Raw genomic sequence first — 25,964 nt, forward strand, 5'->3', positions numbered from 1 at the left:
CGACGTCGTGACGGCCCTCCCCGGGCACCGTCCCCGGACGTCGTCGAGGAGCCACCCATGACCCACCCGTCCGACGCGGGACCGGCCCCGGTGCTGGCGCTCAGGGACGTCGCCAAGTCCTTCGGCGCCGTACGCGCCCTGCGGGGCGTCTCCCTGGAGCTGTTCCCCGGCGAGGTGCACGCCCTCGCCGGTGAGAACGGTGCGGGCAAGTCGACCCTCATCAAGACGCTCGCCGGCGTGCACCGACCGGACGCCGGCGAGGTGCTGCTCGACGGTGCGCCCGTCGTCTTCCACGGCCCCGGTGACGCACGCGACGCCGGCATCGCCGTCATCTACCAGGAGCCCACGCTCTTCCCGGACCTGTCGATCGCCGAGAACATCTTCATGGGCCGCCAGCCGCGGCGCGCCCTCGGCCGCATCGACCACAAGGCCACCCGCGACGCCACGGCCGCCCTGATGCGGCGTCTCGGCGTCCAGCTCGACCCCGACCGCCCGGCGCGCGGCCTGTCCATCGCCGACCAGCAGATCGTGGAGATCGCCAAGGCCCTCTCCTTCGACGCCCGCGTCCTCATCATGGACGAGCCGACCGCCGCCCTCACCGGCAGCGAGGTCGCCCGCCTCTTCGGCGTCGTGCGCACCCTGCGCGAGCAGGGCGCGGCCGTCCTGTTCATCTCGCACCGGCTGGAGGAGATCTTCGAGATCTGCCACCGGGTGACGACGCTGCGCGACGGCGCCTGGATCGCCAGCGAGCCGCTGGCCGGCATGGCCGAGGACGACCTGGTCCGCCGCATGGTCGGCCGCGACCTCGACGAGCTCTACCCCAAGCAGGACGTCACCCCGGGCGAGGTCGCCCTCAGCGTCCGCCGCCTCACCCGCGAGGGCGTCTTCACCGACGTCTCCTTCGAGGTCCGGCGCGGCGAGATCGTCGGCCTGGCCGGACTCGTCGGCGCCGGCCGCACCGAGGTGGCCCGCGCGGTCTTCGGCATCGACCGCTGGGACGCCGGCGAGGTCGAGATCGACGGACGCAGGCTCGTCAACGGCGCCCCCTCCACCGCGATGGCCGCCGGGCTCGCCCTGGTCCCCGAGGACCGCCGCGCCCAGGGCCTGGTGATGGACATGTCCATCGAGCGCAACATCGGCCTCACCGGACTGCGCACCACCGTGAAGGCCGGCCTGATGGACCGCGGCGCCGAGCGCAGCCGCTCCCTCGACTGGGCGGTCAAGCTCCAGGTGAAGTACGCCCGGATCGCCGACACCGTCAACACCCTGTCCGGCGGCAACCAGCAGAAGGTCGTCCTCGCCAAGTGGCTGGCCACCGGCCCCAAGGTGCTCATCGTCGACGAACCCACGCGCGGCATCGACGTCGGCACCAAGGCCGAGGTGCACCGGCTGCTCAGCGAGTTGGCCGCCGACGGGGTCGCCGTCCTGATGATCTCCTCCGACCTGCCCGAGGTCCTCGGCATGGCCGACCGCGTGCTCGTGATGCACGAGGGCCGGCTCACCGCCGAGATCCCCCGCTCCGACGCCACCGAGGAAACCGTGATGGCCGCAGCCACGGGGAGGGCCGCCGCATGACGGTGACCACCCCGAACCAAGCCCCCGCCGCCGAGGTGCCCGAGTCCAGCGGCACCCGGCTGGTCGACCGCGTCATCAAGATGCGCGAACTCGCCATCCTCCTCGTGTTCCTGGCGATGATCGCCGTCACCCAGGCCGGCAACAGCGAGTTCCTGTCCGAGCAGGGCATCAAGGACCTGCTGCTGAACGCGACCATCCTGGTCCTGGTCGCCACCGGCCAGTCCCTGGTGGTGATCACACGGAACGTCGACCTGTCCGTCGGCTCCACCCTCGGCATCACCGCGTTCGCCGCCGGCGTCTACCTCCAGGGCGGCGGCAACCCGGTCGTCGCGATCGCCCTGGCGGTGCTGCTCGGCATCGGCTTCGGCCTGCTCAACGGCCTCCTCGTCAGCCTCGGCCAGGTGCCGGCGCTGGTCGTCACCCTGGGTACGCTGTACATCATCCGCGGCATCGACTCCGTCTGGGTGGGCTCCCGTCAGATCACCGCGGCCGATCTGCCCGGCTCCTTCGTCGACTTCGGATCCGGCGGCATCTCCGCCGTGCCGTACCTGGCGCTGATCGCCCTCGTCGTCCTGGTCGCCACCGCCTACTTCCTCAAGCACTTCGGCAGCGGCCGCGAGCTGTACGCCCTCGGCTCCAACCCGGAGGCCGCCCGCCTCGCCGGCATCCCCGTCCGCAAGCGGACCCTCGCCGCGTACACCTTCTGCGGCGCCCTCGCCGGCCTCGCCGGGGCGATGTACCTGGCCCGCTTCGGCAACGTCGACTCCGGCACCGGCAACGGTTACGAACTCACCGTCGTCAGCGCAGTCGTCGTCGGCGGCGTGGTCTTCACGGGCGGCTCCGGCAGCGTCTACGGCGCGGCCCTCGGCGCGCTGCTGCTGACCTCCGTCAACAGCGTGCTGCCCGCCCTCGGCGTCAGCTCCGTCTGGGTACTCGCCATCAACGGCATCCTGCTCCTCCTCGCCATCGCCGTGGACCGCGTGGTCACGCTGCGGGTGGCGTCGGCCCTGAAGAAGAGGAACGCCCGCCATGCCTGAGCCGGGATCCCTGGTGCACCGCGCGATCCGCTGGGACACGGTCGTCGGCGCCCTCCTCATCGTCCTGCTGCTGTTCTCCTTCACCTTCGTCGACGGCTTCGGCAACGCGCTGAACCTTTCCTTCCTCATCGGCAACACCCTGCCGATCGCGCTGATCGCCCTGCCGATGACGATGCTGGTGGTCTCCGGCGAGATCGACCTGTCCGTCGCCTCCACCGCCGGCCTGTCCGGCGCGGTGATGGGCGCCCTGTGGAACCAGGGCATGACCATCGAGGCGATCATCCCGATCTGCCTGCTCCTGGGCGTGGTGTGCGGACTGGTCAACGGTCTGCTGGTGACCCGCCTCGGACTGCCCTCCCTCGCCGTCACCATCGGTACCCTCGCCGCCTACCGGGGCATCGCACAGATCGTGCTCGGCTCCGACGCGGTGACGGACTTCCCCTCCGCGTATCTGGACTTCGCCGCCGGCCGCATCGGTGACAGCTTCGTCCCGCAGGCCTTCGTGCCCTTCCTGGCGCTGCTCGCGATCGCCGTCGTCGTCCTGCACGCCACCCCGTTCGGCCGGTCGATGTTCGCCACCGGCGCCAGCGAGGAGGCCGCCCGGTTCGCCGGCATCCGCGTCAAGCGGCAGAAGCTCGTCCTGTTCACGGTGACCGGCCTGATGGCCTCCCTCACCGGTGTCTTCTGGGCCCTGCACTACGCCAGTGCCCGCTACGACAACGCCACCGGGCTCGAACTCTCCGTCATCGCGGCCGTGCTCCTCGGCGGCATCGACTTCGACGGCGGCAAGGGCACCCTCGGCGGTGCCGTCGCCGGCGTCTTCCTCCTCGGGGCGCTGCAGAACGTGATGAGCCTGGTCAACGTCTCCGCCCAGTCGCAGATCGTCCTCACCGGCGTCCTGCTCGTCATCTCCGTGCTCGGCCCCCGGGTCGCACGCCGGATCTCCGTCGCGAGGGCCGGGCGCGCAGCCGCCTCAGCGCCGGTCTCCAAGGCCCCCACGCCGACCTCCTGATCCGCCGCCCCGCACACCACCCTCCAAAGGACGAACCATGCGCAAGTCATCCCTCCGCCGTGCCTGCGCGGCCCTCGCGGCCGTCACCTCCCTCGCCCTCGCGGCCACCGCCTGCGGCGGCACCACGAAGGAGGACGTCAAGAACGAGAGCACCGGCGCCGCCGCAGCCTCCGGCGGCAAGGCCGACCCGAACGCGGCCACCAAGAAGGGCCTGACCGTCGGTTTCCTGCCCAAGCAGGTCAACAACCCCTACTTCACCAGCGCCGACAATGGCGGCGAGGCGGCCCTGAAGGAGCTGGGCTCCAGCTACAAGGAGGTCGGCCCGTCCAGCGCGACGGACACCTCCGGCCAGGTGTCGTACGTCAACACCCTCACCCAGCAGCAGGTCGACGCCATGGCCGTCTCCGCGCAGGACCCCGGCGCCCTGTGCACCGCGCTCAAGCAGGCCATGAGCAACGACATCAAGGTCGTCACCTACGACTCGGACACCAACCCCGAGTGCCGCAACGCCTTCGTCTCCCAGGCGTCCGCCGAGGACCTCGGCCGCACCGAGGTGCAGCTGCTGGCCGAGCAGATCGGCTACAAGGGCGAGATCGCGATCCTGTCGGCCGCGCAGACCGCGACGAACCAGAACATCTGGATCGACTTCATGAAGGACGAGCTGAAGGACCCCAAGTACAAGGACATCAAGCTCGTCAGGGTCGCGTACGGCAACGACGACGCCCAGCAGTCCTTCCAGCAGACCCAGGGCCTGCTCCAGGAGTACCCGAACCTGAAGGGGATCATCTCCCCGACCACCGTCGGCATCAAGGCCGCCGCCCAGTACCTGTCGGGCTCCAAGTACAAGGGCAAGGTCAAGCTGACCGGCCTCGGCACCCCCAACGACATGCGCAAGTACGTCAAGAACGGCACCGTCGACGCCTTCGAGCTGTGGGACCCGGCGAAGCTCGGCGCCCTGGCCGCGCAGACCGCCGTCGCCCTGGTCTCCGGCCAGATCACCGGCAAGGAGGGCGAGACCTTCAAGGCCGGCGGCACGACCTACACCATCGGCAAGGACGGCGTGATCAGCCTCGGCAAGCCGACCGTGTTCGACGCCAAGAACATCGACCAGTTCAACTTCTGATTCCCCAAGGGGTGTTGATGCACCGCGTGTGCTTCCTGCTGAAGGTCCGGGCCGACCGCCTCGACGAGTACCGCGAGCGGCACGCCGCCGTGTGGCCGGAGATGCTCGAGGCCCTGACGGCCACCGGCTGGCACAACTACTCGCTCTTCCTGCGCGAGGACGGCCTGCTCGTCGGCTATCTGGAGACCGAGGACTTCGCCGCGGCCCGGGCCGGCATGGAAGCCACCGAGGTCAACGCCCGCTGGCAGGCGGAGATGGCGCCGTTCTTCGAGTCGCTGGACGGCGCCCGGCCCGACGAGGCCGTGAAACCGCTCACCGAGGTGTTCCACCTCGCCTGAACCCCCATGTGTCACCCCGTTCCCCCTTCTCCCCTCGCGCGACAACGGAGTCCTCCGAGATGAAACGACGCACCCTGCTGGGCGCCGCCCTCGCCGGCGCCGTGGTGACCCCCGCCCTCGCCTCCGGCACCGCCCGGGCCGCCGACCCCGGCCCCTCCGTCACCCGGACCGGCACCACCACGCTCGACAGCCAGGCCATCTTCTTCGTGTCCTACGACGGCCTGGTCAACAACAACGCGTTCCAGAAGAACGGACTGCTGACCTACAAGGGCTACCAGTACGCCGTCTGGTACACCGCCGACCGCAACGCCGTCGTCGGCCGCCGCGTCCTCGGCGGCAGCACCTGGTCCACCGTCAAGGTCGGCCACACCCTGCGCTACAACGACTCCCACAACGTCATCTCCATGGGCATCTCCAAGGTGGACGGCCGCCTGCACCTCAACATGGACTCGCACAGCGACGGCTTCACCTACGTCAAGTCGGCCGCCGGGCTCATGGACAACCCGGCCGGCCTGAGCTGGACCGCGACCCGCTTCGGCGCCCCCCAGTCCACCCTGGACGGGCTCGCGCTCACCTCGCAGTTCACCTACCCGCAGTTCGTCTCGACGCCCGAGGGCAGGCTCCAGCTCAGCTACCGCGTCGGAATCTCCGGCAACGGCCGCAACGCCCTCGCCGAGTACGACGGCACCTCCTGGACCAACCTCGGCGAGTGGTCCGGCTCCACCGGCACCTACAGCAGCGAGCACGGCTCCAGCACGGCCCGCAACATGTACCTGCACGGCATCGACTACGACCGCAACGGCCGCCTGCACTCCTTCTTCACCTGGCGCGAGCAGAACGGCGCCGTGATGTGCTCCAGCGGCGGCATCACCAACCACGACACCGGTTACGTCTACTCCGACGACCGCGGCCGCACCTGGCGCAACAACGCCGGCAGCGTCGTCGGCACCACCGGCGGCTCCGACAAGGTCGCCGTCACCGACGCCGGCCTGGTCGTCGACCCGCTCAACCCGGACCACTCCCTGATGAACCAGGAGAGCCAGTTCACCGACTCCGCCGGCCTCCCGCACGCGATCATCAGCTACGTCCCCGGCCGCTTCGGCCAGTGCACGACGAACTACGTGGCCGACCGCACCGCCAACGGCCGTGCCTTCCACGTCCGCAAGAACTCCTCGGGCACCTGGCAGAAGACCGAGATCCCCGTCGTCCTGGGCTCCAGCCAGCGCACCAAGCTGATCCTGGACAAGTACGACAACGCCTACGCGATCTTCCCGTTCGGCCGGATCGCCGGCGCGTCGAAGGCCTCCGGTCACACCGACTGGAAGCTGCTCTTCGACGGCAGCGGCCTCAACGCCTTCGGCGAGGTCGTCATCGACGAAACGCGTGTCGCCCAGGACAACGTCCTGTCCTTCATGTACCAGGAGAAGTCGAGCGGGACGACGCCCTCGGCCCTCCGCGTCGTCGACTTCCGGCTGCCCGCCTGACCGGTCTGGAGTGCGGCGGGATGACGGTAATGTGAAGGCCGCGCCCGCCGCCCCTCGTTCCCCTGGAGGTCCCCGCCAGATGGCCCAGTCGGTGGGTATCAAGGACGTCGCCCGTGCCGCAGGAGTCTCCGTCGGCACGGTCTCCAACGTCATCAACCGCCCGGACACCGTCGCCACGGAGACCCGGGCCCGCGTGCTGTCCGCCATAGACCGGCTCGGCTACGTCCGCAGCGAGTCCGCGCGTCAACTGCGCGCCGGCCGCAGTCGGATCATGGGGCTGCTCGTCCTCGACATGGGAAACCCCTTCTTCGTGGACGTCGCCCGTGGCGCGGAGCGGGCGGCGCGCGACGCCGGGCTCGGCGTGATGGTCTGCAACAGCGCCGAGAGCGTCGGCGAGGAGGCCGAGTACCTGTCGCTCTTCGCCGAGCAGCGGGTGCGGGGCGTGCTGCTCACCCCGGCCGACGCGACCGGCCGCAACATCGACTCCTTCCGCCGCCACGGCATCCCGTTCGTGCTCGTCGACCGGGTCGCCGAGGGCACCAGCGAATGCTCCGTCTCGGTCGACGACGTCGCCGGCGGCGCCCTCGCCGTACGCCATCTCATCGACGCCGGCCACCGCTCCATCGCCTACGTCAGCGGCCCGCCCGGCTTCACCCAGATCCGCGACCGCCGCACCGGCGCCCTGAACGCCCTCGCGGAGGCGGACCTCGGCCCCGACGCGCTGCGCGAGCTGCCCACTGAACGGCTCGACGTCGCCGCCGGCCGGGACGCCGGCGCCCGCCTGCTCGGCCTCGCCGACCGTCCCACCGCCGTGTTCTGCGCCAACGACCTGCTCGCCCTCGGCGTCCTGCAGGCCATGTACGCCGCCGGCGTCACCGTCCCCGACGACCTCGCGATCGTCGGCTACGACGACATCGAGTTCGCCGCCGCCGCGGCCGTCCCCCTCACCTCGGTGCGCCAGCCCGCCGTCACCATGGGCGCCCTGGCCGCCGAACTGCTGCTGGAGGAGACCGAGGAGAACGCCGGCCGGCACGAACACCGGCGGGTGGTGCTCCAGCCCGAGCTGGTGGTGCGCCGCTCCAGCCTGTCGGCGCGCTGAGCCGGCGTTCGGCAGCCGCTGGTGATCCCCGGGGCTCCGCGACCGGCCGGACATGTGCTGAAGTGGGAGGCGGCCCGCACACCGCCGCGTCCCGGGAGCCCCCGTTGTCCCTCAGCTACCGCCAGCCCGGTGTCGTCCTGACCGACCGCCGCTTCACCGTTCCCCTGGACCACGCCGACCCGTCCGGGGAGACGATCGAGCTGTACGCCCGCGAGGTCGTCGCGAGCGACAAGGCGGGCCGGCACCTGCCCTGGCTGCTCTACCTCCAGGGCGGGCCCGGCTTCGACGCCAACCGGTTCGTCGGCCGGCAGGCCTGGCTGGGCCGCGCGCTGAAGGAGTTCCGCGTCCTCCTGCTCGACCAGCGCGGCACCGGCCACTCCACGCCGGCCAACCGCCAGACGCTCCCGCTGCGCGGCGGCCCGGCCGACCAGGCCGCGTACCTCACCCACTTCCGCGCCGACTCCATCGTCCGCGACTGCGAGCTGGTGCGCCGCCGGGTCACCGGCGGCGCACCATGGACCGTCCTCGGCCAGAGCTTCGGCGGCTTCTGCACGGTCACCTACCTCTCCGTGGCCCCCGAGGGCCTCGCCGCCGCCGTGATCACCGGCGGCCTGCCCTCCCTGGACGCCCACGCCGACGACGTCTACCGCGCCGCCTACCCGCGCATGGAACGCAAGACGGCCGCGCACTACGCCCGCTACCCGCAGGACGTCGAACGCGCCCGCCGGATCGCCGGGCACCTCCTCACCCACGACGTGACCCTCCCGAGCGGACACCGGCTGACCGTCGAGGTCTTCCAGAGCCTCGGCATCCTCCTCGGCGGAGGCGAGGGCAGTCACCGTCTGCACCACCTCCTCGAAGAGGCCTTCGTCCCCACCCCGCAGGGCCCGGCCCTCTCCGACGCCTTCCAGGAGGAGATCCAGGGCCTGCTGTCCTACGCGGGACACCCCCTGTACGCCCTGGTCCACGAGGCGATCTACGGCCAGGACGCCCGCCCCACCGCCTGGTCGGCCGAGCGGGTGCGGGCCGAGTTTCCGCAGTTCGACGCGGCCGAGTCGCTCGCCGGCGACGGACCGCTGCCGCTGACCGGAGAGACCGTCCACCCCTGGACCTTCGACTGCGACCCCGCGCTGCGCCCGCTGCGCGAGACCGCCCGCCTGCTGGCCGCCCACACCGGCTGGACGCCCCTGTACGACCCCGCCCGTCTCGCCGCCAACGAGGTCCCGGTCGCGGCGGCCGTCTACCACGACGACCTGTACGTCGACACCGCGCACTCGCTGCGCACCGCCCGTGCCGTGCGCGGTCTGCGCACCTGGGTCACCGACGAGTTCGAGCACGACGGTCTGCGCGCCGGCGGCCCCCGGGTCCTGGACCGGCTGCTGGCGCTGACCCGCGACGAGGCCTGACGCCCGGCGGAAAAAACCCCGGGGACCTCCCGGGACCCGGTTAGTCTGCGGGCATGACCGAGCCGACGCCCTCTCAGCTCAAGCCCATGCCCGAGGACTGGCGGCGCGCACTCGCCGTCGTCGCGCACCCCGACGACCTCGAGTACGGGTGCTCCGCGGCGATCGCCGCCTGGACCGACGCCGGCCGCGAGGTCGCCTATGTGCTGGCGACCCGAGGCGAGGCGGGCATCGACACGATCCCGCCCGCCGAGTGCGGCCCGCTGCGCGAGCGCGAGCAGCGGGCGAGCGCCGCCGTCGTGGGCGTCTCCACGGTGGAGTTCCTCGACCACCGGGACGGTGTGATCGAGTACGGCACCGCCCTGCGCCGGGACATCGCCGCCGCGATCCGCCGTCACCGCCCCGAACTGGTCATCACCCTCAATCACCGCGACACCTGGGGCGGCGTCGCCTGGAACACGCCCGACCACGTGGCCGTCGGTCGCGCCACCCTCGACGCGGCCGGGGACGCCGGCAACCGCTGGATCTTCCCCGAACTCGCCGAGCAGGGCCTCGAACCCTGGAACGGGGTGCGCTGGGTCGCCGTCGCCGGGTCCTCGACCCCCACCCACGCCGTGGACGCGACGGCCGGCCTGGAACGGGCGGTGGCCTCACTGCTGGAGCACCGCGCCTACATCGAGGCGTTGACCGACGAGGAGCCCGAGGCCTACGTCCGGAACTTCCTGACCGAGGTGGCACGGTCGGTGGGTGAGCGCTTCGGAGGCCGGCCGGCCGTGGCGTTCGAACTGCTGGGCCGGTGAGGGCGATCCTGACCGGCGGGGGAGGGGGAGCGGGAGCGGCGACCGGTACGGACCTGCTCGCGGACCGCTTCGAGGAGTACCGCAGGCACCTGGGGGCCGTCGCCTACCGCATGCTCGGCTCGTTCGCCGAGCGGACGACGCCGTCCAGGAGACCCGGATCAAGCTCAGCCGCAGCGACACCACCGACGTCCGCAACCTCGGCGGCCGGCTGACCACCGTCGTCGGCCGAATCTGCCTCGACATGCTGCGCTCGCGGGCCGCCCGCCGGGAGCAGCCGATCGACGACCACGGCCCGTTCGTCCCCGACCCGGTCCTGCGCCCCCCTGTCCCCGGCCGACCCGGAGCAGGAGGTGCTGCGCGCCGACTCGGGGGCGCTGCTGACAGGGCCCGTCGCGTCCAAGGTGGTGCGCGGCGCGAAGGCGGTGCCGAAAAGGCTCTGTCCTTCCGCCGTTTCGTCCCGCACCGGCGGCTCGCGCTGGTCAACGGCGAGGTCGGCGTCCCCGACGTCGCCGGCGGCCGCCTGCTGCCGGTCATGGGCGTCACGGTCGCCGACGACAGGATCGTCGCCCTGCGCGTCCCGGCCGGCCCCGAGCGCCCGGCGGCCCCGGAGCTGCCCGGCCCGCCCGGTCGGTAGGGTGAACGGAATGCGAGAACAGATGGTGGACCGGGACGACCTGCGCGGAGACTGCGGGAACTGCTTCGGACTGTGCTGCGTGGCCCTGCCGTTCGCCCGGTCGGCGGACTTCGCGCTGGACAAGCGGGCGGGCACGCCGTGTCCGCACCTCGGGGAGGACCACCGCTGCGGCATCCACGCCCGGCTGCGCGAGAAGGGCTTCACCGGCTGCACCGTCTACGACTGCTTCGGCGCGGGCCAGAAGGTCTCCCAGGTCACCTTCGCCGGACGGGACCGGACCACCGGCGGCCCTGAGCACGCCCGGCTCATGACCGAGGTGTTCCCGGTCGTCCGCCGGCTCCAGGAGTTCCTGTGGTACCTCACCGAGGCGCTCACGCTGCCCGCCGCCCGTCCCGTCCACGGCGAACTGCGCCGCATGCGGGACAGGACCGAGGAGCTCAGCCTGCTGACGCCCGGGGAACTCCTCGCGCTGGACGTCGCGGCGCACCGCGAGGAGGTCGACGTCCTGCTGCGGAGGACCAGCGAGCTGGTGCGGGCCGGCTTCCCGGGACGCAGGAAGCAACGCCGGGGCGCGGACCTGATGGGCGCCCGCCTGAAGGGCGCGGACCTGCGGGGGGCGAACCTGCGTGGCGCCCTTCTGATCGCCGCCGACCTCACCGGCGCCGATCTGCGCGGCGCGGATCTCATCGGCGCCGACCTGCGTGACACCGACCTGACGGACGCCGACCTGACCGGCGCCTTCTTCCTCACCCAGCCGCAGCTTCACGCGGCCCGGGGGAGCGCCGGCACCCGGCTGCCGGGATCAGTGGCCCGTCCCGCGCACTGGGCGGCCCGGATCTGACGCGGCGGGTTCCGGCGTGGCGGCCCGGGGCGCGGCGCGCCGCTCCAGGCGCAGCCGCAGCCCCTCGGGCATCAGCGTCAGCCGCTCGGCCACGCGCAGCCGGTAGCCGGGGTCGGGGAGCAGCTCGTAGCGGCGCAGCAGCAGCCCCAGCACGAGTGTGGCCTCGTGCAGCGCGAACTGCCGTCCGATGCAGGCCCGGGCGCCGGTCCCGAACGGTTTGAACGTGTGCGGGGCCCGCGCGCGGACCGCGCCGGCCTCGAAGCGGCCCGGGTCGAAGCGGTCGGCGTCGGCGCCCCACACTTCGGGGTCGCGGTGCAGCATCGGCGTCAGCACCAGCGCCCACCCGCCCCGCCGCACCGGGTGCTCCCCGGCGAGCACGGTGTCCTCGCGGGCCTCCCGGGCGAACGCGGGCGCCGTCGGCCACAGCCGCAGCGATTCGTCCAGCACCCGCCGCACGTACCGCAGCCGGGCCACCTGGTCGTATCCGGGCACCGCCGTGGGCCCCCACACCCGGTCCACCTCGGCGCGGGCACGGGCCGCGACGTCGGGGTGGCGGGAGAGGTGGTGCAGGGCGAAGGAGAGGGCGCCCGACGTCGTCTCGTGGCCGGCGACCAGGAAGGTGATGACCTGGCGGCGCACGTTCTGCGGCGACAGCCGCTCCCCGGTGCGCGGATGGGCGGTCTCCAGCATCCGGTCCAGCAGGTCGCCCTCGCCGCCCGTGCCGCGCCGGCCGTCGCGGCGGGCCCGGACGAGTTCGTCGACCGTGTGGTTCAGGTGGGCGATGTCGGCGTCGTTGCGCCGCCCCGCCCGTCGCAGCAGCCACGGCGACGGCACGGTGTTCAGCCGCTGCGCGTAACCGAGCGTGCCCACCATCGCCGTGACGAAGGGATGCGGCCGGGAGCGCTCGAAGGAACCGAAGTCGTGGCCGAAGCCGGTGCGGGCGATCGTCTCCAGGGTCAGCCTGGTCATGTCGCCGGGCACGTCCACGTCCCCACCCGCGGCCAGGGCGCGGTCCCAGTGGGCGGTGAGCCGCCCGGCGACGTCCAGCATCATCGGGTGGTAGGCCTCCATCGCCTCCCGGCTGAACCCGGGCGCCAGCACGTCGTGCGCCAGTTGCCAGTTGGGCTCGTGGTTGTACGCCGTGAACAGTCCGTCCCCGGCGACCGGCCGCAGGTTGGCGATCCCCAGCCCCACGTGTTTGGCGAAGCGCGTCTCGTCCGCCAGGTCGGCGGCCAGCCGTGCGCCCCACACGAACACGAACTCCCTGCCGAACGCCCTGCGCCGGAAGATCGGCCCGAGCCGCCGGGCGTGCCGCATCGAGTCCTGCAGGGGTGTGCTCCGGCTCGCCCCCAGCAGGTCCCCGAGGAGGGGCAGACGGTACGGCGGATGCGGGATCCGGTGCAGTTCGGGCCAGCCCAGCTCGGCCCCGCGGAACCCCTTGGGCCTCACGGTCCCGGCCGACGCGGCCCCGGTCGTCGTCTCCGCCATGACGCCATCTCCCTCGACACTGCGGCCCGTCGGGCGTGTTGTACGCGGGTTCAACAACGGCCTCAGTCTGGTCCCGCTGTTGAACCGGCGTCAAGTAAAGTGCGGACATGGCCGCGAACCAGGGGGAGCGCACTCGGCGTCGCCTCAGCACCGTGGAACGCAGGGAACAGCTCCTGTCGGTCGGCGCCCGCCTGTTCTCCGAGAGCCCCTACGACGAGGTGTGGATCGAGCAGGTCGCCGAGATCGCCGGGGTGTCCCGGGGGCTGCTGTACCACTACTTCCCGACCAAGCGGGACTTCTTCGCGGCGGTCGTCGAGCGCGAGAGCGAGCGGATGCTGCGCATGACGGCGGCGGTGCCGGGTGTCCCCGTGCGCGAACAGCTCGCCGCCGGCCTGGACACCTTTCTGGAGTACGTGCGGGCCCACGCCCACGGCTACCGCGCCTTCCATCGCGCGGACGCGGCCGGCGACCAGGCCGTGCGCCGTGTCTACCAGCGGGCGCTGGCCGCCCAGGGGGGGCAGATCCTCGCGGCCCTCGCCGCGGACCCCGAGTTCGGCCCGCTGTTCCAGGAGCGCCCCGACGTGCGGCTCGCGGTGCGCGGATGGCTGGCGTTCACGACGGCCGTCTGCCTGGAGTGGCTGCGGGAGGCGGAGCTGTCGCGGGACGAGGTGCGGGACCTGTGCGCCCGGGCGCTGCTGGGGGTCGTCTCTCCGTCGAACTGACCCCCGAGGCGGGGGTGGCGGTTGGCGTGACACCGAAACTCCGATAGGTTAGGCAAGGCTTACCTAAGGAGGTCTGGGATGGGTGACAGCCACAACTGGACGGCCGCGCCCGCCGCGGCCGAGCGGGCCCGGTCGGTGCTCGCCGCCGCGTGGTCCTGCACGGTGACCGCGGACGGCGGCCGCGAGGAGTTCGTCGGCGCGCACACCGTCGACGAGGACGGGCGGGTGCTCCTGACGGTGCCGGAGGACAGCGCCCTGCTCACGGCGGCGATCTGCGCACCCCGCGGTGAGCCGTCCGCCGTGCTGGAGTTCGCGGACGTCGCCCCCGTCCCCGTGCGGAGCCGCATCCGCGCCCGGCTCTGGCTCGCCGGATGGTTCGCCCCCGAGGACGGCCGGCTCGCCTTCCGCGCCACGCGCATCGTGCTGAAACAGCCCACCGGCGCGGTCGTCGTCGGCCTCGACGAGTTCGCCTCGGCCGGGCCCGACCCGCTCGCCACCGCCGAACCCCAGCTCCTCACGCACCTCGCGGACGCCCACCCCGACGCCGTGGAGCGCCTCACCCGGCTCGTCCGCCGCGACAGCCTGCACGGCGCCGTCCGGGTCCAGCCGCTTGCCGTCGACCGGCACGGTCTGACGCTGCGCATCGAACGGACCCGCGCCCACGGCGACGTGCGCCTGCCCTTCCACACGCCCGCCGACGACGTCGCCCAGCTCACCGAGCGCATGCACGTGCTGCTCACGCAGGCCGCCGCCGCCTGCCCGCGCGCCCTACAGCGGCAGCGCGCAGACGGCGACGGGTGACGCGAACGGCTCGCCAGCGAGCCGCAGCTCACCGCTCGCGCCGTCCACGTGGAAGACGCTGACGGTGCTCGAGCGCTGGTTCGCCGCGAACAGCAGGCCGCCGTCCGGCGAGAGCGCCAGCTGCCGGGGGAAGTCCCCGGCCACCGGCACCGTGCCGAGCAACCGCAGGCGGGCCCCGTCCGCCTCCACCGCGTAGCGCGCGAGCGTGTTGTCGCCCCGGTTGGCGAGGAAGGCGTGGGCGCCGTCAGGTGTCACCACCACCTGCGCCGGGTGGTTCCGCTCCGCCTTCGCGCCCGTCGACTGCGGTGCGCCGATGCTCAGCCGGCCGCCGGCCGGGTCGTAGGCGCAGACCGCGAGGGTGTCGTCGACCTCGCCGACCAGGTACGCGTACCGGCCGCCGGGATGGAACGTGAGATGGCGCGGACCGGCGCCCGGCCGGGTGTGCGCCTGCGCGACCTCCGTCAGTCTGCCCGACGTCTCGTCCAGACGGTACGTGTGGACCGTGTCGGTGCCGAGGTCGACGGCGAGGACGTGCCCGCCGTCCGGCGCGGTGAGGATCTGGTGCGCGTGCGGCCCCTCCTGGCCCGGCCCGGGCGCCGGACGGCGGTGGACGACATGGTCGGTGCGCTCTCCCAGCGCTCCCGAGGCGCCGATCGGGTGCACGGTCACACTGCCCGAGCCGTAGTCGGCGCTCAGCAGCCAGCGCCCGCCCGGATGCACGGACAGGTGACAGGGGTGCGCCCCGCCCGTCGCCCTGCTGCCCAGCACCCGCCGGTCGGAGAGCCGCACGGCGGTCACCGCACCGCGCTCCCGCTCGTTCACCGCGTACAGCGTCCGGCCGTCCGGGTGCACCGCGAGGTACGACGGGTCGGGGACGCCGGTGACCGTGCCTGCGGCGGTGACATGGCCGGACACGGGGTCGTAGGAGGCGACGCCCACGCCCCGGCCGCCGCCCTCGGCCGAGGTGTAGGTGCCGAGGTACAGCGGCCGGTGACCGGAGGGCCGGGTCGCGGCCCCGGGCGGGGCGGGGAAGCGGACGGCGGGGGAGCGGGAGCCGGTCGCCTTCCCGGCGGGCGGCTCCTGGGCGCCGGTGCCGCCGCAGCCGGCCGCCGCGGAGGCCGCGGCCGCGCCGAGCAGCCCGAGGAGGCGCCGCCTGCTCCACGGGCGTCCCCCTCGCTCGGTTTCGCCCGGGCGGGGGAACTCCCGCGCCGCTCCCGTCCCCCTGCCCATGTGCCGCACCCCGGGTCGTCGTCCGTCACGTCGTGACCCCACTCTGGCGTGCGGGAGCGGCCGGACGCAAAGGCGCGGACGGCGGCCCGGGCTGTGGGCCGCCGTCCGGTGCCGGCGTGTCCGGCGAGTGCTCAGTGGAAGCGCCCGCCGATTCCCGTGCGGTGGCGCCACAGCTCCTCCTGCACGCCGAGGCGCTCGCGCAGCCGGGTCAGACGCGGCATCCGGGCGCGCTGTTCCCCCGACACCCGGTCCAGCTCCTCCAGGAGGCGGCCCGAGCGGTGCTCGGTGTCCAGCTCGTCGATGATGCGGTTCACCTCGGTGAGCACCGCACCGTGCAACTGCCACTGGCGGGCGTCGTGCTGGAGCCGCTCCAGCAGCAGCTGGGCCAGTTTGTCGCGGGTGGCGGCGGCCTGCCGCAGCTCGGCGGAGAGCCGGGCCTCCGCGGCGTCCGCGTTGGCGCTGACATGGGTCGTGACCAGGACCGCGAAGCTGACCACGGCGTCGGCGATCTCCGACAGCAGTCGCTCCACCGCCTCGCCGGTCTCGGCCTCGAACAGGGGCTCGTCCCGGCGCTCCTTGGCGAGGTCGGTGAGGGAACGGGCCAGCACCCGCAGGACGACCGTGCAGATCTCCAGCGTGTCCAGTCCGGTGCGCAGCACGACCCGGTGCAGCAGGCCCTCCCGCACCCGGGGATTGAGCCGCAGGCTGTCCTCGGCCTGGCGCAGGGCGGCGTCCACCTCCACGATGTCGTGGTCGAGCCGGCGCGCCTCGTGCAGCCGGGCGGCCGCCTGCTCGACGGCCGTGCGTCCGGCCGCCTGCTCCCCGATGCGCAGCATCAGCTGCCGCACCCGCCGGGCCAGCCCCTCGATCGACTCGCCGGCCTCCTCGACCCACACCGGGGGTGGCAGCAGGAGGTTGATGCCGAGGCCGACCACGGCCCCGATCAGGGTCTCCAGCACCCGCGCCCACGCGGTGTCCCCGTGGGTGGTGACCCCCAGCACCAGCATGGCGCTGATCGCCACCTCGGGTACGTACTCGTCGACCCGCACCAGGTGCCCGACCGCCAGCGAGGCCACGATCAGCAGGGCGAGGCTCCACCAGGTCAGCCCCACCAGCAGGCTGAACGCGATGGCGACCAGCACCCCGGCCACCACCGCGTTGACCCGCCGCACGCCGTTGGTGAGCGTCGCGAACAGGGTGACCTGGACGACGAGCAGGGCGGTCAGGGGGGCGGTCAGCGGGGCGGCCTCGGGACTCAGGCGCAGCGCGATGACATAGGCGATCGTCGCCGCGGTGGCGGACCGCAGGGCCTGGACGACCACGGGCTCCCGGTATCGTCGCACGAGCCGAACGAGCGGGCCGACACGCTCACGTACATCTTCCATTCCTTGGCCAGTTCCCGTTCCTCAGCTGCCTCGAACGTCGCTTCGGCAACCGGGTGGTGGCCGGGCGGCGGGGCCCGCCCGGTCACGCGTACAGCTTGTCGACGAAGGCCGACAGGTTCCCCCGCGTGCGGGCGATCTGCTCCTCCAGGGTGAGGCTCTCCTCGAAACGGCCGCCGGAGTCGGGTACCTTGCGGCCCCGCACGTAGAGGGAACAGGCCAGGTCGGTGCACATGTACAGGCCCACCGAGTTGCCCTCGCGGCCCGCCGCGCCCGCCTTGCGGGCCGTCATCAGGGAGACGCCCCCACCGCGGTGCGTGGTCAGGCACAGCGAGCACATGCTGCGGTGCAGGAAGCCGCGCTGCGAGGACGGGAAGCGCAGGGTGACGCCGACGAGGCGCCCCTCCCTTTCGGCCACCAGGAAGCTGCGGTCGGGAGCGCCCGGATCACGCCAGCCCAGGAAGTCCAGGTCGGCCCACGGGCGCTCGTCGAGATCGCGCGGCACCGCGAGGCGTTTGGCCTCCCCCTTCGAGCAGTTGACGAACGAGGAGCGGATGTCGTGCTCGTCGAGCGGTCTCACGGGGACCTCCGGGGAGTGCGTCCGGTCTCTCGGACATTGCCTAGGACCTCTAGGCTCATGCCTAGCCTAGACACGCATCGGCGAGGGATGCGAACCGATTTCCCCCGCCTCTCACCCCTCCGGTGCCGGGACCGTCGGCGGCCGCACGCCCGGCGGCGTCGGGAGGGGGCCGGCGTGCGCCGAGGCCCGCACCACCACCAGCAGCGTGGGTGCCGCCTCGACGGTGTCGCTGACCGGGTCGGCCGTCAGCTTTCCGTGGCGTTCGGTGCCCCTCACCCGTGCACGGGGTGTGCCGACTGCGACGGCGCGGACGGCGCCCGGCGGGCGGGAGGCCTTCCGTAGGCTGTACGGGACCGCACGCCCGGCGCCGACGCGAAGGCCGCCGAGGCGTGGCTCGATGGTCTGTTCGAGGCCGGACGGTACGTCGAGGACGTGCAGACCGCCGGCTGACCGACGGGGCAGGGGGTGGGGCGCGCGGTGGCGGGTTCATGGGAACGGGCTCGGCACGTCCTGGCGGAGGCGGGCCTGTCACCAGCAGGCCTCGCCGACCTGCGCCCGCTGTCCGGCGGCACCTACAACACCGTCGAGCACCTGCGCCTCACCGACGGCAGCAGCCTCGTGCGGAAGGTCGCGCCCGGATTGCCCGGCTTGCGCCACGAGCGGAACCTGCTCGCGGCCGAGGCGGAGTTCTGCCGCGTGGCGGCCGAGGCGGACGTGCCGGTGCCGCGCGTCGTCGCCGGGCGAATCGTGGCTGCTGATGACCTGGTCCCCGGGCGCCGTCTGGGACGACTCGCTCACCGACTCCGAACGGACGCGGCTGCGCGCGGAGCTGGGCCGCCAGACGGCCCGGTTGCACCGGGTGGCCGGGCCGGGTTTCGGCCACCCGTCCGGCGCGCTCGGTCCGCTCGTCGCCGACTGGCGGACCGCGTTCGCCGCGATGCTCGACGCCGTCCTCGACGACGCCCGCGACCACGGTGCCTGGCTGCCCCGTCCCGTCGACGAGATCGCCGCCGTCGTCCGGGCGCGTACCCCGCCCTCGACGAGGTCACCGTCGCGTGTGCCGTCCACTTCGACCTGTGGCCCGGCAACATCCTCGTCGACCGCTCCCCGGGCGGGGTCCGGATCGGCGGGCTCATCGACGGCGAGCGGATGTTCTGGGGCGATCCCCTCGCCGACTTCGTCTCGCTGGCGCTGCTCGGCGACATCCGCGAGGACGAGGCCTTCCTGGCCGGCTACCGGGAGGCGGGCGGCCGTGCCGACCTCGACGTCCCGGCCCGGCTGCGCCTCGCCCTGTACCGCGCCTACCTCTACCTGATCATGCTCACGGAGACCGTTCCCCGGGGCGCGGACGCGGGCCACCACCGCTGGGTCCGCGAGAGGGTCGCCCCGGAGCTCGTCCGCGCACTGGACGAGCTGCGGGAACCGACCGGCTCGGCCGGCTGATCAGTCGTCGGTCAGGCGCTGGAGGATCGACTCGAAATCGCCGTTCTCGTACAGGCCGACCAGCACCCGCGTCATGGCGACGACCCCGGGATCCCGCACGATCAGCCCGTCCGACGCCCAGAAGTACCGGCCGCCCAGCGCCTCGTCGGTCCCGGCCCAGCGCCTCATCAGCATCTCGACCTCCGCCAGGGTGAACATCGTCGCGCTCCACTGGGAGCCGTCGTCGAAGTACACGAAGACGTCGACGTTGCTGACCGATTCCAGGTCCTCGCCCACATCGGGCAGGAAGGCCACCTCGAAGTAAGGGGTGCGGACGCGGTACCAGGGGCTGTCCCAGTAGCCGGACAGGGTGTCGTCGGTCATCGCGCGAAGTCTGCCGGGCGGACCGGCGCCGCCTCAACCGGATTTCCCTCGCCCCCGCCCGCCGGGGTCACCGGGCCTGCCCGGCCCGCCTCGCCCGCTCTGCCCCGCCCCGTCCTGCCCCGCCGGTCCCGCGCCGCCTCGCTCCCGACGGCTCGGTCCGCCGGAGCCCGGTACGGACGGCTCGGTCCGCCGGAGCCCGGTACGGACGGCTTCCTGCGGCCCGCCGGGGACGGCGCCCCCTGGCCCGGTGTGACCGCGCGCTTGGCTCGCCACCTGAATCAAGGGCCGGAGGAAGCGCGCCGGTTGGCCCAGGGGGGTAAGTTGCAGCTCGGGCAGGGTCGGGAAGGAGCCATATGGCGGGGCGGAACGGGCGTACGGTACGCGATCTCAGGCGGGCCAACCGCACGGCCGTCCTGCAACGGCTCTACTTCGACGGACCCCTGAGCCGGTTCGAGCTCGGCCCGGTCACCGGCCTCAGCTCCGGCTCGGTCAGCAACGTCGTCGCCGATCTCGTGGCCGACGGACTGGTGGAGGAGGCCGGCAGCGTCGACTCCGACGGCGGGCGCCCGCGCATCCTGCTGCGGGTCACGCCGGGCAGCGGCCACATGATCGGCGTGGACGTCGGCGAGACCCGGGTGCGCGTCGAGCTGTTCGACCTCACCCTCACCGAACTCGCCCGTGCCGAACGCCCGTCGGAGCGGTTCGGCTACGCGGTGGAGGGGATCGTCGGCCACGTCCGCGACGGTGTCGCCGAGGTGCTCGACGCCGCCGGCATCGCAGCCGAGCGCCTTCTCGGCGTCGGCGTAGGCGTCCCCGGCATCGTCGAGCACACCCCCGACCGGGGCGCCGTCGTGCACGGCCAGACGATCGGCTGGGACGCCGTCCCGCTGGAGGAACTGCTGCGCCAGGGCTCCCCCCTGCCCGAGACCGTCCCGTACTTCATCGACAACGGCGCCAGGACCCTCGGCCAGGCCGAGATGTGGTTCGGCGGGGGACGCGGGGCGCACAGCGCCGTCGTCGTCCTCTTCGGCTCCGGCGTAGGCGCCTGCCTCGTCACCCCCGAGGTCGAGCACGGCCGTGCCGTCGAGTGGGGGCACCTGACCGTCCGGGTGCGGGGACGCCGCTGCCGGTGCGGGGCGCTCGGCTGCCTGGAGGCGTACGCGGGCGCCGAGGCGCTGCTGGAGCGCTGGCGCGAGGCGGGCGGCCGGCCGCCCGCGGACACCGACGAGGAGACCGCCCTGACCGCGATGCTCGCCGCCGCCTACCCGGCCGGCGACGGCCCGGCCGACCCCGTCGCCCTCGCCGTCCTGGAGGAGACCGCCGAGTACCTGGGGGCCGGGCTCTCCGACCTGATCAACCTCTTCCAGCCCGAGCGCATCCTCATCGGCGGCTGGGCCGGCCTCCAGCTCGGCACCCGCTTCCTGCCCTCCGTACGCCGCCACGCCGGCGCGTACGCGCTGCGCCACCCGGCCGAGAAGGTCACCGTCGACCTCGGCCGGCTCGGCCCCGACGCGGTCACCGTCGGCGCCGCGATCCTGCCGCTCGCCGACTTCTTCTCGCGCGGCGGCCGCCGCCCCGACCCCGCGCCCGTCGGACCGGCTCCCGCCTGGCGCACGGCACTGGAGGAACGCGCCCCGCACTGACGTTTCGCCGGTCACGGCGGAGGTACTCGCGGGAGACCGTCCCGAGCAGCCGTGCGATGCCGTACGGCACCACCCCGAAGGGAGGACACCATGGCCGACCATCGCCTCGACGCGCCCGGCGAGACCGGCACGCCGGTCCCGCGCGACCTGCCCGACCAGCAGGTCCACCAGGACGAGGAGGACCCCTGGGACGCCCCCTCCGAGGAGGGGGCGCAGACGGACGCGGAGTCCGCCGACGACGTCCCCGACACCGACGAGGCGGGCACCGGGCGCCAGGGCGCCCCGCAGTCCGCGGCCGTCCACCCCGAGCACCCCGTACCGGACGAGCCGTCCGCCTGAGCGTGCGGTGCCCGACGGGCGAAGCCGAGAAAGCCAGGAGGCGATCCGGCCCGGCCGACGGGCGCAGTCGAAGGACGACAGCTCCGAAGGGACGGCAGCGCAGGTCGTCGATGACCGAAGGACGGCAGCGCAGGACGTCGACCGAGGGGCCGGCCCCGGGCGGGGGCCGGCCCCTCGGGCTAGGTGCCGTAACCGGCGCCCAGCTCGCGGATCGCGGATCAGGTCAAGGGCCATCTCCACGGTGAGGTGCTCGTCGGGGGCACGGCTCGGCGCGCCGGGACCACGACCTTTCGGTCGTCGCCCCGGCGCGCCGAGTCACCCCACCTTCCGCCCTCGCAGAGGCTCCGTCGGTGCGCCCGTGCCGGAGCGCATGCCCTGCAGGAACTCCTCCAGCGTCTCCGTCGCCGTACGCTGCGGGCGCCAGCCGAGTTCCACCCGTGCGCGCGTGCAGTCCATCAGCGGCAGACGCAGGACCGCGTCGAAGAGGTGCGGGGAGGCCGGCAACAGATGCAGGTTCCACGCGGCGGCGATCGCCGAACGGGCCGCCGTCCTCGGCAGCCGCACCGGGCGGGCGTCGAACATCTCGCCCAGCAAGGCCGCGTCGACCGGCGGTTCGGCCGCCAGGTTGAACGCCCCGCGCACCTCGGTGCGCACCGCCAGCCGGTACGCCTGCGCCGCGTCGTCGGTGTGCAGCGCCTGCACCCGCAACCCCGGGATGTCCGGCAGGAACGGCAGCAGCTCCGGCCGGGCGAACGGCCCCGGCAGGAACCGTCCGCCGAAGATGCGCCGCTGCTCGCTCGCCGATTCCCGCTTGAACAGGAACGCCGGCCGCATCCGCACCACCCGCACCTGCGGATGGTCCCGCTCGAAGGTGTCCAGGGCCCGCTCCAGATAGGCCTTCTCCCGGCAGTACGCGGCGTCCGGCCACCCGTGCGTGGGCCACGACTCGTCCACCGCCCGGTCCTTCGGTCCCGGCGAGTAGGCACCCACCGACGACGCGTGCACCAGCACCGGCACGTTCGCCGCGGCCACCGCCTCGAACACCCGCATGCTGCCAAGCACGTTCGTCCGCCACGTCACCGCCGGATCGTGCGTCGGCTGGAACGCCCAGGCCAGATGCACCACCGCGTCCGCGCCCTCGAACACCTCCGCGAGGGAGGCGTCCTCGGAGGCCAGGTCCACCGCCGACCAGCGTGTGCCGGGCGGGGCCCAGTCGGGGATCCGGCGGGCCACGCCCACCACCGACTCGACCTGTGGATCCTCCGACAGCAGCCGCACCACGCTCGTGCCGACGTTCCCGGTCGCGCCGGTGACGACGACCTTGCTCCCGGATCCGTTGCTCACCCTCGTCTCCTCTCGTCGCCACGGCTGGAGCGACCCGAGTACCCCGGTCCGCGGCGCCGCACGCGACGGGCAACGGGGCTGGGCGGCCGGGCGGGAACGAGAAGAGCCCCGACCGGACGGGGGATCACGGTCGGGGCGGTCGGGGTGTGGGCGCGGACGGCGGTCGCCTCTCGGCGAAAGGCTCCGCAGGGCTTCAGCCGGACGATCGTCCCTGCGGGCGGAAGGTGAGGCCCGGGGACACTGTCCCGTCCGCACCCACGGGTGGTTCAACGGCGAACCACCAGCGGGTGTTCCTCCGCATCCCGCCGTGCGGAGGTGAGGTCCGTCACCCGCCCCGGGTACTGCTCTCGCGGGCGTCCGGCATGACCTCCGCCCACAGGTTCTCCGCCTGGAGCAGCAGCGACCCCAGCACCGCGGTGTGCGCGGCGCCCTGCCCGGCATGGTCGCGCAGACTCTCCTGGAGCCGCCGGCGCAGCTCCTCCATCTCGTCCGCGCAGTCCGCGCAGTCGCCCGGGCCCGTCCCCGCGAAGCGGCCGGCCTCGGCCGCGCAGGCGTCGCCGATCAGGTCCAGCAGCCGGGCGTACACCCGCAGCGCCGCCGCCTCGGGCGGGGCCGGCGTACGGTCGTCGTCCGCCGCGACCGCGAGGGTGCGGGTGAGGGCCGTGACATGGTCGGTCACCCGGTCCCAGCGGCCGTCCTCCGACTCCGGCGGCGCATCGAGCGGCACCCGGTGCAGCGCGCGCAGCGGGCCCGCCGTCAGCCGCAGGCTCTCCCGGCACCAGCCGCGCGCCGAACGCAGCCCCTCCCGGCGCCGCTCCATCCGCCGGGCCGCCGCCGACCAGTCCGCGGCCGTTCCCGCGTCCCACGCGCCGTCGCGCAGCCCGTCCGCCACGGCGTGCAGCACCTCGCCCGCCTCCCGCGCCAGCGCCCCCAGATTCTCCCGCACGTCCCGCAGGTGCACCGGCGGCAGTACGAGCGCGTTGACAGCCACCCCGATCACCGCGCCGAGCGCCGCCTGCCCCACCCGGTGCCCGACCGCCGAGGCCGTGACCGCGCCGGAGGCGAGCGTGAACACCGCCGTCGTGGCCGCGTAGATGCCCTGGTCGCCGAAGCGGGGCCAGCGCGCCAGCAGCATCAGCAGCGGCACGGACACCGCGAGCGCGCCCAGCGTGGCGCCCGTGAGCGCCTGTGCGGCCGAGGCGAGCAGGGTGCCCGCGCAGATCGCCGTCCACTGCTGGGCGGCCTGCCGCAGGGAGCCGTACACCGTCGTCTGCACGAGCACCAGCGCCACCCAGGGCGCCATCAGGGCCATCGGGTCGCCCAGCCAGTCGCTCGCCACGAACCAGGCGAGCACCGCGGCGACCGCCGCCTTCAGCGCCTGCACGACCAGGTCCCGCTCCCGCCCGGGCCCGGCGACGGTCGCCCGCACGGCCCGGCCGGCCGCGCTCACCTCCCGTCGTGCCGTCTCCGCCCAGCGAGGCACCGCTTCCCTCGTCACGCCTGTCCCCACCCGGATGCTCATGCCAGCGGACTGTCCTCCAACGAGGCCAGCAGATGCGCGGGATCGTCGTAGACCGCCTGGGCGCCCGCCTCCTCCAGGTCGGCGCGCGGGATCCCGCCGCACAGCACGCCCACGCACCGCACTCCGGCCCGGCGGCCCGCCTGCATGTCCCACACCGAGTCGCCGACGAACACGGCCCGCTCGGCCGGCACCCCGGCCAGCTCCAGGGCGTGCTCCACGGGCTCGGGCGCCGGCTTGCCCTCCTCGACGTCGTCCGCGCTCGCGGTGGCCGCGATCGCCTCGTCGGCGTCGAGGGCGCCACGCAGCGCCGACAGCTCCGCCCCGCTCGCCGAGGTGGCCAGGACGACCGTCCAGCCGTCGCCGTGCAGCCGCTTCAGCAGCGGCCCCGCGTCCCGCAGCGCGGGCAGCCGGTCGAAGTACTGCCCGTACAGGGCCTTGTGGGCGGCGCTCAGTTCGGCGTCCGCGTCCTCGTCCCGGTCCTCGCCCAGCAGATGTGCGATCAGGTCGGAGGAACCGAGGCCGATCGCCCGGTGCACGGCGTGCATGGGCACCCGGTGGCCCGCCTGTCGCAGGGCCTCCCACCAGGTCACGACATGCAGGTGGTTGGTGTCGACGAGGGTGCCGTCGACGTCGAAGACGGCGGCGCGTTCCATCCGGGGTCCTTTCGTTCGGGGGAGCGTCGAGTACCACGTCAGGCGCCCGTCACGCCCGCCGGCACCCGGCCTTCCCGGGTCCAGGCCAGCAGGTCCGCCACCGGCCAGGTGGTCACCACCCGCTCCGGTGGCACCCCGCACTCCTCGGCCCGCTCGCAGCCGAGGACCTGCCAGTCGAGCTGGCCGGGCGCGTGCGCGTCCGTGTCCACCGAGAACAGCACCCCCGCGTCGACGGCCCGGCGCAGCAGCCGCCGGGGCGGGTCGAGCCGCTCGGGCCTGCTGTTGATCTCCACCGCCGTGCCCGACTCGGCGCACGCCGCGAACACCTCGTCCGCGTCGAACTGCGACTCCGGCCGCCCCCGGCCCGTCACCAGCCTCCCGGTGCAGTGCCCGAGCACGTCGGCGTGCGGGTCGCGCACGGCCCGCACCATGCGGCGGGTCATCGCCCGGCCGTCCATGCGCAGCTTGGAGTGGACCGACACCACGACCACGTCGAGCCGCTCCAGCAGCTCCGGCTCCTGGTCGAGCGAGCCGTCGTCGAGGATGTCGCACTCGATGCCGGTCAGCAGCCGGAACGGCGCCCAGGTCGCGTTCAGTTCCTCGACCACCTCCAGCTGGCGGCGCAGCCGCTCCGGGGACAGCCCGCGGGCCACGGTCAGCCGCGGCGAGTGATCGGTCAGCGCCGCCCACTCGTGCCCGAGGGCCGCGGCCGCCCGGCCCATCTCCTCGATCGGGCTGCCACCGTCGGACCAGTCGGAGTGCAGATGACAGTCCCCGCGAAGCAGCGCCCGCAGCCGGGAGCCGCCCTCGGTCAGGGGCCTGCCGACCTCGCCCTCCAGCTTCTCCAGGTACGCCGGCACCCGCCCGTCGAGCGCCTCGCGCACCACCTGTGCGGTCTTCGGGCCGACACCCTTGAGCGACTCCAGCGTGCCCGCGGCCGCCCGCTCCCCGACCTCCCCGGCGGGCAGCCGCCCGAGCACCCGGGCCGCGGTGCGGAAGGCCCGCACACGGTACGTCGGCGCGAGGGACCGCTCCAGCAGGAAGGCGATCCGGTCCAGCGCCTCGACGGGATCCATCGCCACCTCCTGGCTCCAGGGTTCCCCGGCCG

25 protein-coding genes and 1 pseudogene are annotated in these 25,964 nt (G+C 73.6%); 16 read left to right on the plus strand and 10 right to left on the minus strand.

The genetic code is table 11. The features are described from left to right. Positions 1–57: 57 nt before the first annotated feature. The 11 genes from ACZ4YY_RS11740 to ACZ4YY_RS11790 all read left to right on the plus strand — a co-directional run bounded on the left by ACZ4YY_RS11740 (position 58) and on the right by ACZ4YY_RS11790 (position 11,346). Entirely contained in the window at positions 58–1,575 is a 1,518-nt protein-coding gene (locus ACZ4YY_RS11740) for a sugar ABC transporter ATP-binding protein (RefSeq protein ID WP_468287232.1), read from the plus strand. After that, a complete protein-coding gene (locus ACZ4YY_RS11745) occupies positions 1,572–2,612 on the plus strand; it encodes an ABC transporter permease (protein ID WP_468287235.1) in 1,041 nt (346 codons plus the stop codon). The genes ACZ4YY_RS11740 and ACZ4YY_RS11745 overlap by 4 nt, the downstream gene beginning before the upstream one ends. Next, positions 2,605–3,624 (plus strand): ABC transporter permease, encoded by a 1,020-nt coding sequence (locus ACZ4YY_RS11750; protein ID WP_468287238.1) that lies wholly within the window; start codon positions 2,605–2,607, stop codon positions 3,622–3,624. The genes ACZ4YY_RS11745 and ACZ4YY_RS11750 overlap by 8 nt, the downstream gene beginning before the upstream one ends. A 37-nt stretch (positions 3,625–3,661) precedes the next feature. After that, the gene (gene rhaS / locus ACZ4YY_RS11755) at positions 3,662–4,747 is read left to right on the plus strand and encodes a rhamnose ABC transporter substrate-binding protein (protein ID WP_468287241.1); all 1,086 of its coding nucleotides are present in this window, start codon (positions 3,662–3,664) and stop codon (positions 4,745–4,747) included. 17 nt (positions 4,748–4,764) lie between these two features. Beyond that, positions 4,765–5,085 (plus strand): L-rhamnose mutarotase, encoded by a 321-nt coding sequence (locus ACZ4YY_RS11760; protein ID WP_468287244.1) that lies wholly within the window; start codon positions 4,765–4,767, stop codon positions 5,083–5,085. A 59-nt stretch (positions 5,086–5,144) separates the two neighbouring features. Further along, positions 5,145–6,569, plus strand: a complete 1,425-nt coding sequence (locus tag ACZ4YY_RS11765) for a BNR repeat-containing protein (protein WP_468287246.1) — start codon at positions 5,145–5,147, stop codon at positions 6,567–6,569. 79 nt (positions 6,570–6,648) lie between these two features. Further along, positions 6,649–7,668, plus strand: a complete 1,020-nt coding sequence (locus ACZ4YY_RS11770; RefSeq protein ID WP_468287248.1) for a LacI family DNA-binding transcriptional regulator — start codon at positions 6,649–6,651, stop codon at positions 7,666–7,668. Positions 7,669–7,772: 104 nt separating this feature from the next. Next, positions 7,773–9,074: an alpha/beta fold hydrolase gene (locus ACZ4YY_RS11775; protein WP_468287250.1), complete on the plus strand. Its 1,302-nt coding sequence runs from the start codon at positions 7,773–7,775 to the stop codon at positions 9,072–9,074. A gap of 53 nt (positions 9,075–9,127) precedes the next feature. Continuing rightward, entirely contained in the window at positions 9,128–9,871 is a 744-nt protein-coding gene (locus tag ACZ4YY_RS11780) for a PIG-L deacetylase family protein (protein WP_468287253.1), read from the plus strand. A 241-nt stretch (positions 9,872–10,112) separates the two neighbouring features. Then, on the plus strand, positions 10,113–10,505 hold the full coding sequence (locus ACZ4YY_RS11785) for a hypothetical protein (protein ID WP_468287256.1): 393 nt from the start codon (positions 10,113–10,115) through the stop codon (positions 10,503–10,505). A gap of 10 nt (positions 10,506–10,515) precedes the next feature. Then, the gene (locus ACZ4YY_RS11790; protein WP_468287259.1) at positions 10,516–11,346 is read left to right on the plus strand and encodes a pentapeptide repeat-containing protein; all 831 of its coding nucleotides are present in this window, start codon (positions 10,516–10,518) and stop codon (positions 11,344–11,346) included. Here the strand turns inward: ACZ4YY_RS11790 and ACZ4YY_RS11795 are convergent. Continuing rightward, on the minus strand, positions 11,308–12,834 hold the full coding sequence (locus ACZ4YY_RS11795) for a cytochrome P450 (RefSeq protein WP_468287262.1): 1,527 nt from the start codon (positions 12,832–12,834) through the stop codon (positions 11,308–11,310). The genes ACZ4YY_RS11790 and ACZ4YY_RS11795 overlap by 39 nt on opposite strands. Positions 12,835–12,941: 107 nt before the next feature. Here ACZ4YY_RS11795 and ACZ4YY_RS11800 point away from each other — a divergent pair, with 107 nt between their 5' ends. Beyond that, positions 12,942–13,556 (plus strand): TetR/AcrR family transcriptional regulator, encoded by a 615-nt coding sequence (locus tag ACZ4YY_RS11800; protein ID WP_468287264.1) that lies wholly within the window; start codon positions 12,942–12,944, stop codon positions 13,554–13,556. A 78-nt stretch (positions 13,557–13,634) separates the two neighbouring features. Then, entirely contained in the window at positions 13,635–14,357 is a 723-nt protein-coding gene (locus ACZ4YY_RS11805) for a DUF2470 domain-containing protein (protein WP_468287267.1), read from the plus strand. Here ACZ4YY_RS11805 and ACZ4YY_RS11810 read toward each other — a convergent pair. The 4 genes from ACZ4YY_RS11810 to ACZ4YY_RS11825 form a co-directional block, all read right to left on the minus strand. Further along, positions 14,325–15,587 carry a lactonase family protein gene (locus ACZ4YY_RS11810; RefSeq protein ID WP_468287270.1) on the minus strand — a complete coding sequence of 421 codons (1,263 nt, stop codon included), beginning with the start codon at positions 15,585–15,587 and terminating at the stop codon, positions 14,325–14,327. The genes ACZ4YY_RS11805 and ACZ4YY_RS11810 overlap by 33 nt on opposite strands. 131 nt (positions 15,588–15,718) lie before the next feature. Further along, positions 15,719–16,972 (minus strand): FUSC family protein, encoded by a 1,254-nt coding sequence (locus tag ACZ4YY_RS11815; RefSeq protein WP_468287273.1) that lies wholly within the window; start codon positions 16,970–16,972, stop codon positions 15,719–15,721. An 82-nt stretch (positions 16,973–17,054) separates the two neighbouring features. Beyond that, complete coding sequence (locus ACZ4YY_RS11820; protein ID WP_468287275.1) at positions 17,055–17,549, minus strand: FBP domain-containing protein; 495 nt, start codon at positions 17,547–17,549, stop codon at positions 17,055–17,057. A gap of 111 nt (positions 17,550–17,660) precedes the next feature. Further along, positions 17,661–17,825 carry a hypothetical protein gene (locus ACZ4YY_RS11825; protein ID WP_468287278.1) on the minus strand — a complete coding sequence of 55 codons (165 nt, stop codon included), beginning with the start codon at positions 17,823–17,825 and terminating at the stop codon, positions 17,661–17,663. A 201-nt stretch (positions 17,826–18,026) separates the two neighbouring features. Here ACZ4YY_RS11825 and ACZ4YY_RS11830 point away from each other — a divergent pair. Beyond that, a pseudogene (locus ACZ4YY_RS11830) lies at positions 18,027–18,992 on the plus strand (phosphotransferase family protein). Here ACZ4YY_RS11830 and ACZ4YY_RS11835 read toward each other — a convergent pair. Then, complete coding sequence (locus ACZ4YY_RS11835; protein WP_468287281.1) at positions 18,993–19,355, minus strand: hypothetical protein; 363 nt, start codon at positions 19,353–19,355, stop codon at positions 18,993–18,995. It abuts the pseudogene before it with no gap. 353 nt (positions 19,356–19,708) lie between these two features. On the opposite strand from ACZ4YY_RS11835, the gene ACZ4YY_RS11840 reads away from it, so the two are divergent. Both ACZ4YY_RS11840 and ACZ4YY_RS11845 read left to right on the plus strand, forming a co-directional pair. Beyond that, positions 19,709–20,998 carry an ROK family transcriptional regulator gene (locus ACZ4YY_RS11840; protein WP_468287284.1) on the plus strand — a complete coding sequence of 430 codons (1,290 nt, stop codon included), beginning with the start codon at positions 19,709–19,711 and terminating at the stop codon, positions 20,996–20,998. A gap of 90 nt (positions 20,999–21,088) precedes the next feature. Next, positions 21,089–21,337, plus strand: coding sequence for a hypothetical protein (locus tag ACZ4YY_RS11845; RefSeq protein WP_468287287.1), 249 nt, complete (start codon positions 21,089–21,091; stop codon positions 21,335–21,337). A 315-nt stretch (positions 21,338–21,652) separates the two neighbouring features. Here ACZ4YY_RS11845 and ACZ4YY_RS11850 read toward each other — a convergent pair whose 3' ends face one another. The 4 genes from ACZ4YY_RS11850 to ACZ4YY_RS11865 form a co-directional block, all read right to left on the minus strand. Further along, complete coding sequence (locus ACZ4YY_RS11850) at positions 21,653–22,681, minus strand: SDR family oxidoreductase (protein ID WP_468287290.1); 1,029 nt, start codon at positions 22,679–22,681, stop codon at positions 21,653–21,655. A gap of 325 nt (positions 22,682–23,006) precedes the next feature. Next, positions 23,007–24,203: an FUSC family protein gene (locus ACZ4YY_RS11855; RefSeq protein WP_468287293.1), complete on the minus strand. Its 1,197-nt coding sequence runs from the start codon at positions 24,201–24,203 to the stop codon at positions 23,007–23,009. Beyond that, positions 24,200–24,856 carry an HAD family hydrolase gene (locus ACZ4YY_RS11860; RefSeq protein ID WP_468287296.1) on the minus strand — a complete coding sequence of 219 codons (657 nt, stop codon included), beginning with the start codon at positions 24,854–24,856 and terminating at the stop codon, positions 24,200–24,202. The genes ACZ4YY_RS11855 and ACZ4YY_RS11860 overlap by 4 nt, the downstream gene beginning before the upstream one ends. A gap of 38 nt (positions 24,857–24,894) precedes the next feature. Then, complete coding sequence (locus tag ACZ4YY_RS11865; RefSeq protein WP_468287299.1) at positions 24,895–25,932, minus strand: PHP domain-containing protein; 1,038 nt, start codon at positions 25,930–25,932, stop codon at positions 24,895–24,897. Positions 25,933–25,964: the final 32 nt, after the last annotated feature.

It is taken from the genome of Streptomyces sp. NPDC030143 (assembly GCF_055573695.1).

Bases quoted from the DNA above. Each gene is read 5' to 3' on its own strand.
- ACZ4YY_RS11785 (WP_468287256.1), top strand. From the start codon at position 10,113: ATGCTGCGCTCGCGGGCCGCCCGCCGGGAGCAGCCGATCGACGACCAC.
- ACZ4YY_RS11845 (WP_468287287.1), top strand. From the start codon at position 21,089: ATGGCCGACCATCGCCTCGACGCGCCCGGCGAGACCGGCACGCCGGTC.
- ACZ4YY_RS11840 (WP_468287284.1), top strand. From the start codon at position 19,709: ATGGCGGGGCGGAACGGGCGTACGGTACGCGATCTCAGGCGGGCCAAC.
- ACZ4YY_RS11750 (WP_468287238.1), top strand. From the start codon at position 2,605: ATGCCTGAGCCGGGATCCCTGGTGCACCGCGCGATCCGCTGGGACACG.
- ACZ4YY_RS11795 (WP_468287262.1), bottom strand. From the start codon at position 12,834: ATGGCGGAGACGACGACCGGGGCCGCGTCGGCCGGGACCGTGAGGCCC.
- ACZ4YY_RS11810 (WP_468287270.1), bottom strand. From the start codon at position 15,587: ATGGGCAGGGGGACGGGAGCGGCGCGGGAGTTCCCCCGCCCGGGCGAA.
- ACZ4YY_RS11855 (WP_468287293.1), bottom strand. From the start codon at position 24,203: ATGAGCATCCGGGTGGGGACAGGCGTGACGAGGGAAGCGGTGCCTCGC.
- ACZ4YY_RS11770 (WP_468287248.1), top strand. From the start codon at position 6,649: ATGGCCCAGTCGGTGGGTATCAAGGACGTCGCCCGTGCCGCAGGAGTC.
- ACZ4YY_RS11760 (WP_468287244.1), top strand. From the start codon at position 4,765: ATGCACCGCGTGTGCTTCCTGCTGAAGGTCCGGGCCGACCGCCTCGAC.
- ACZ4YY_RS11805 (WP_468287267.1), top strand. From the start codon at position 13,635: ATGGGTGACAGCCACAACTGGACGGCCGCGCCCGCCGCGGCCGAGCGG.
- ACZ4YY_RS11815 (WP_468287273.1), bottom strand. From the start codon at position 16,972: ATGGAAGATGTACGTGAGCGTGTCGGCCCGCTCGTTCGGCTCGTGCGA.
- rhaS (WP_468287241.1), top strand. From the start codon at position 3,662: ATGCGCAAGTCATCCCTCCGCCGTGCCTGCGCGGCCCTCGCGGCCGTC.
- ACZ4YY_RS11865 (WP_468287299.1), bottom strand. From the start codon at position 25,932: ATGGATCCCGTCGAGGCGCTGGACCGGATCGCCTTCCTGCTGGAGCGG.
- ACZ4YY_RS11740 (WP_468287232.1), top strand. From the start codon at position 58: ATGACCCACCCGTCCGACGCGGGACCGGCCCCGGTGCTGGCGCTCAGG.
- ACZ4YY_RS11780 (WP_468287253.1), top strand. From the start codon at position 9,128: ATGACCGAGCCGACGCCCTCTCAGCTCAAGCCCATGCCCGAGGACTGG.
- ACZ4YY_RS11835 (WP_468287281.1), bottom strand. From the start codon at position 19,355: ATGACCGACGACACCCTGTCCGGCTACTGGGACAGCCCCTGGTACCGC.
- ACZ4YY_RS11800 (WP_468287264.1), top strand. From the start codon at position 12,942: ATGGCCGCGAACCAGGGGGAGCGCACTCGGCGTCGCCTCAGCACCGTG.
- ACZ4YY_RS11860 (WP_468287296.1), bottom strand. From the start codon at position 24,856: ATGGAACGCGCCGCCGTCTTCGACGTCGACGGCACCCTCGTCGACACC.
- ACZ4YY_RS11790 (WP_468287259.1), top strand. From the start codon at position 10,516: ATGCGAGAACAGATGGTGGACCGGGACGACCTGCGCGGAGACTGCGGG.
- ACZ4YY_RS11745 (WP_468287235.1), top strand. From the start codon at position 1,572: ATGACGGTGACCACCCCGAACCAAGCCCCCGCCGCCGAGGTGCCCGAG.
- ACZ4YY_RS11765 (WP_468287246.1), top strand. From the start codon at position 5,145: ATGAAACGACGCACCCTGCTGGGCGCCGCCCTCGCCGGCGCCGTGGTG.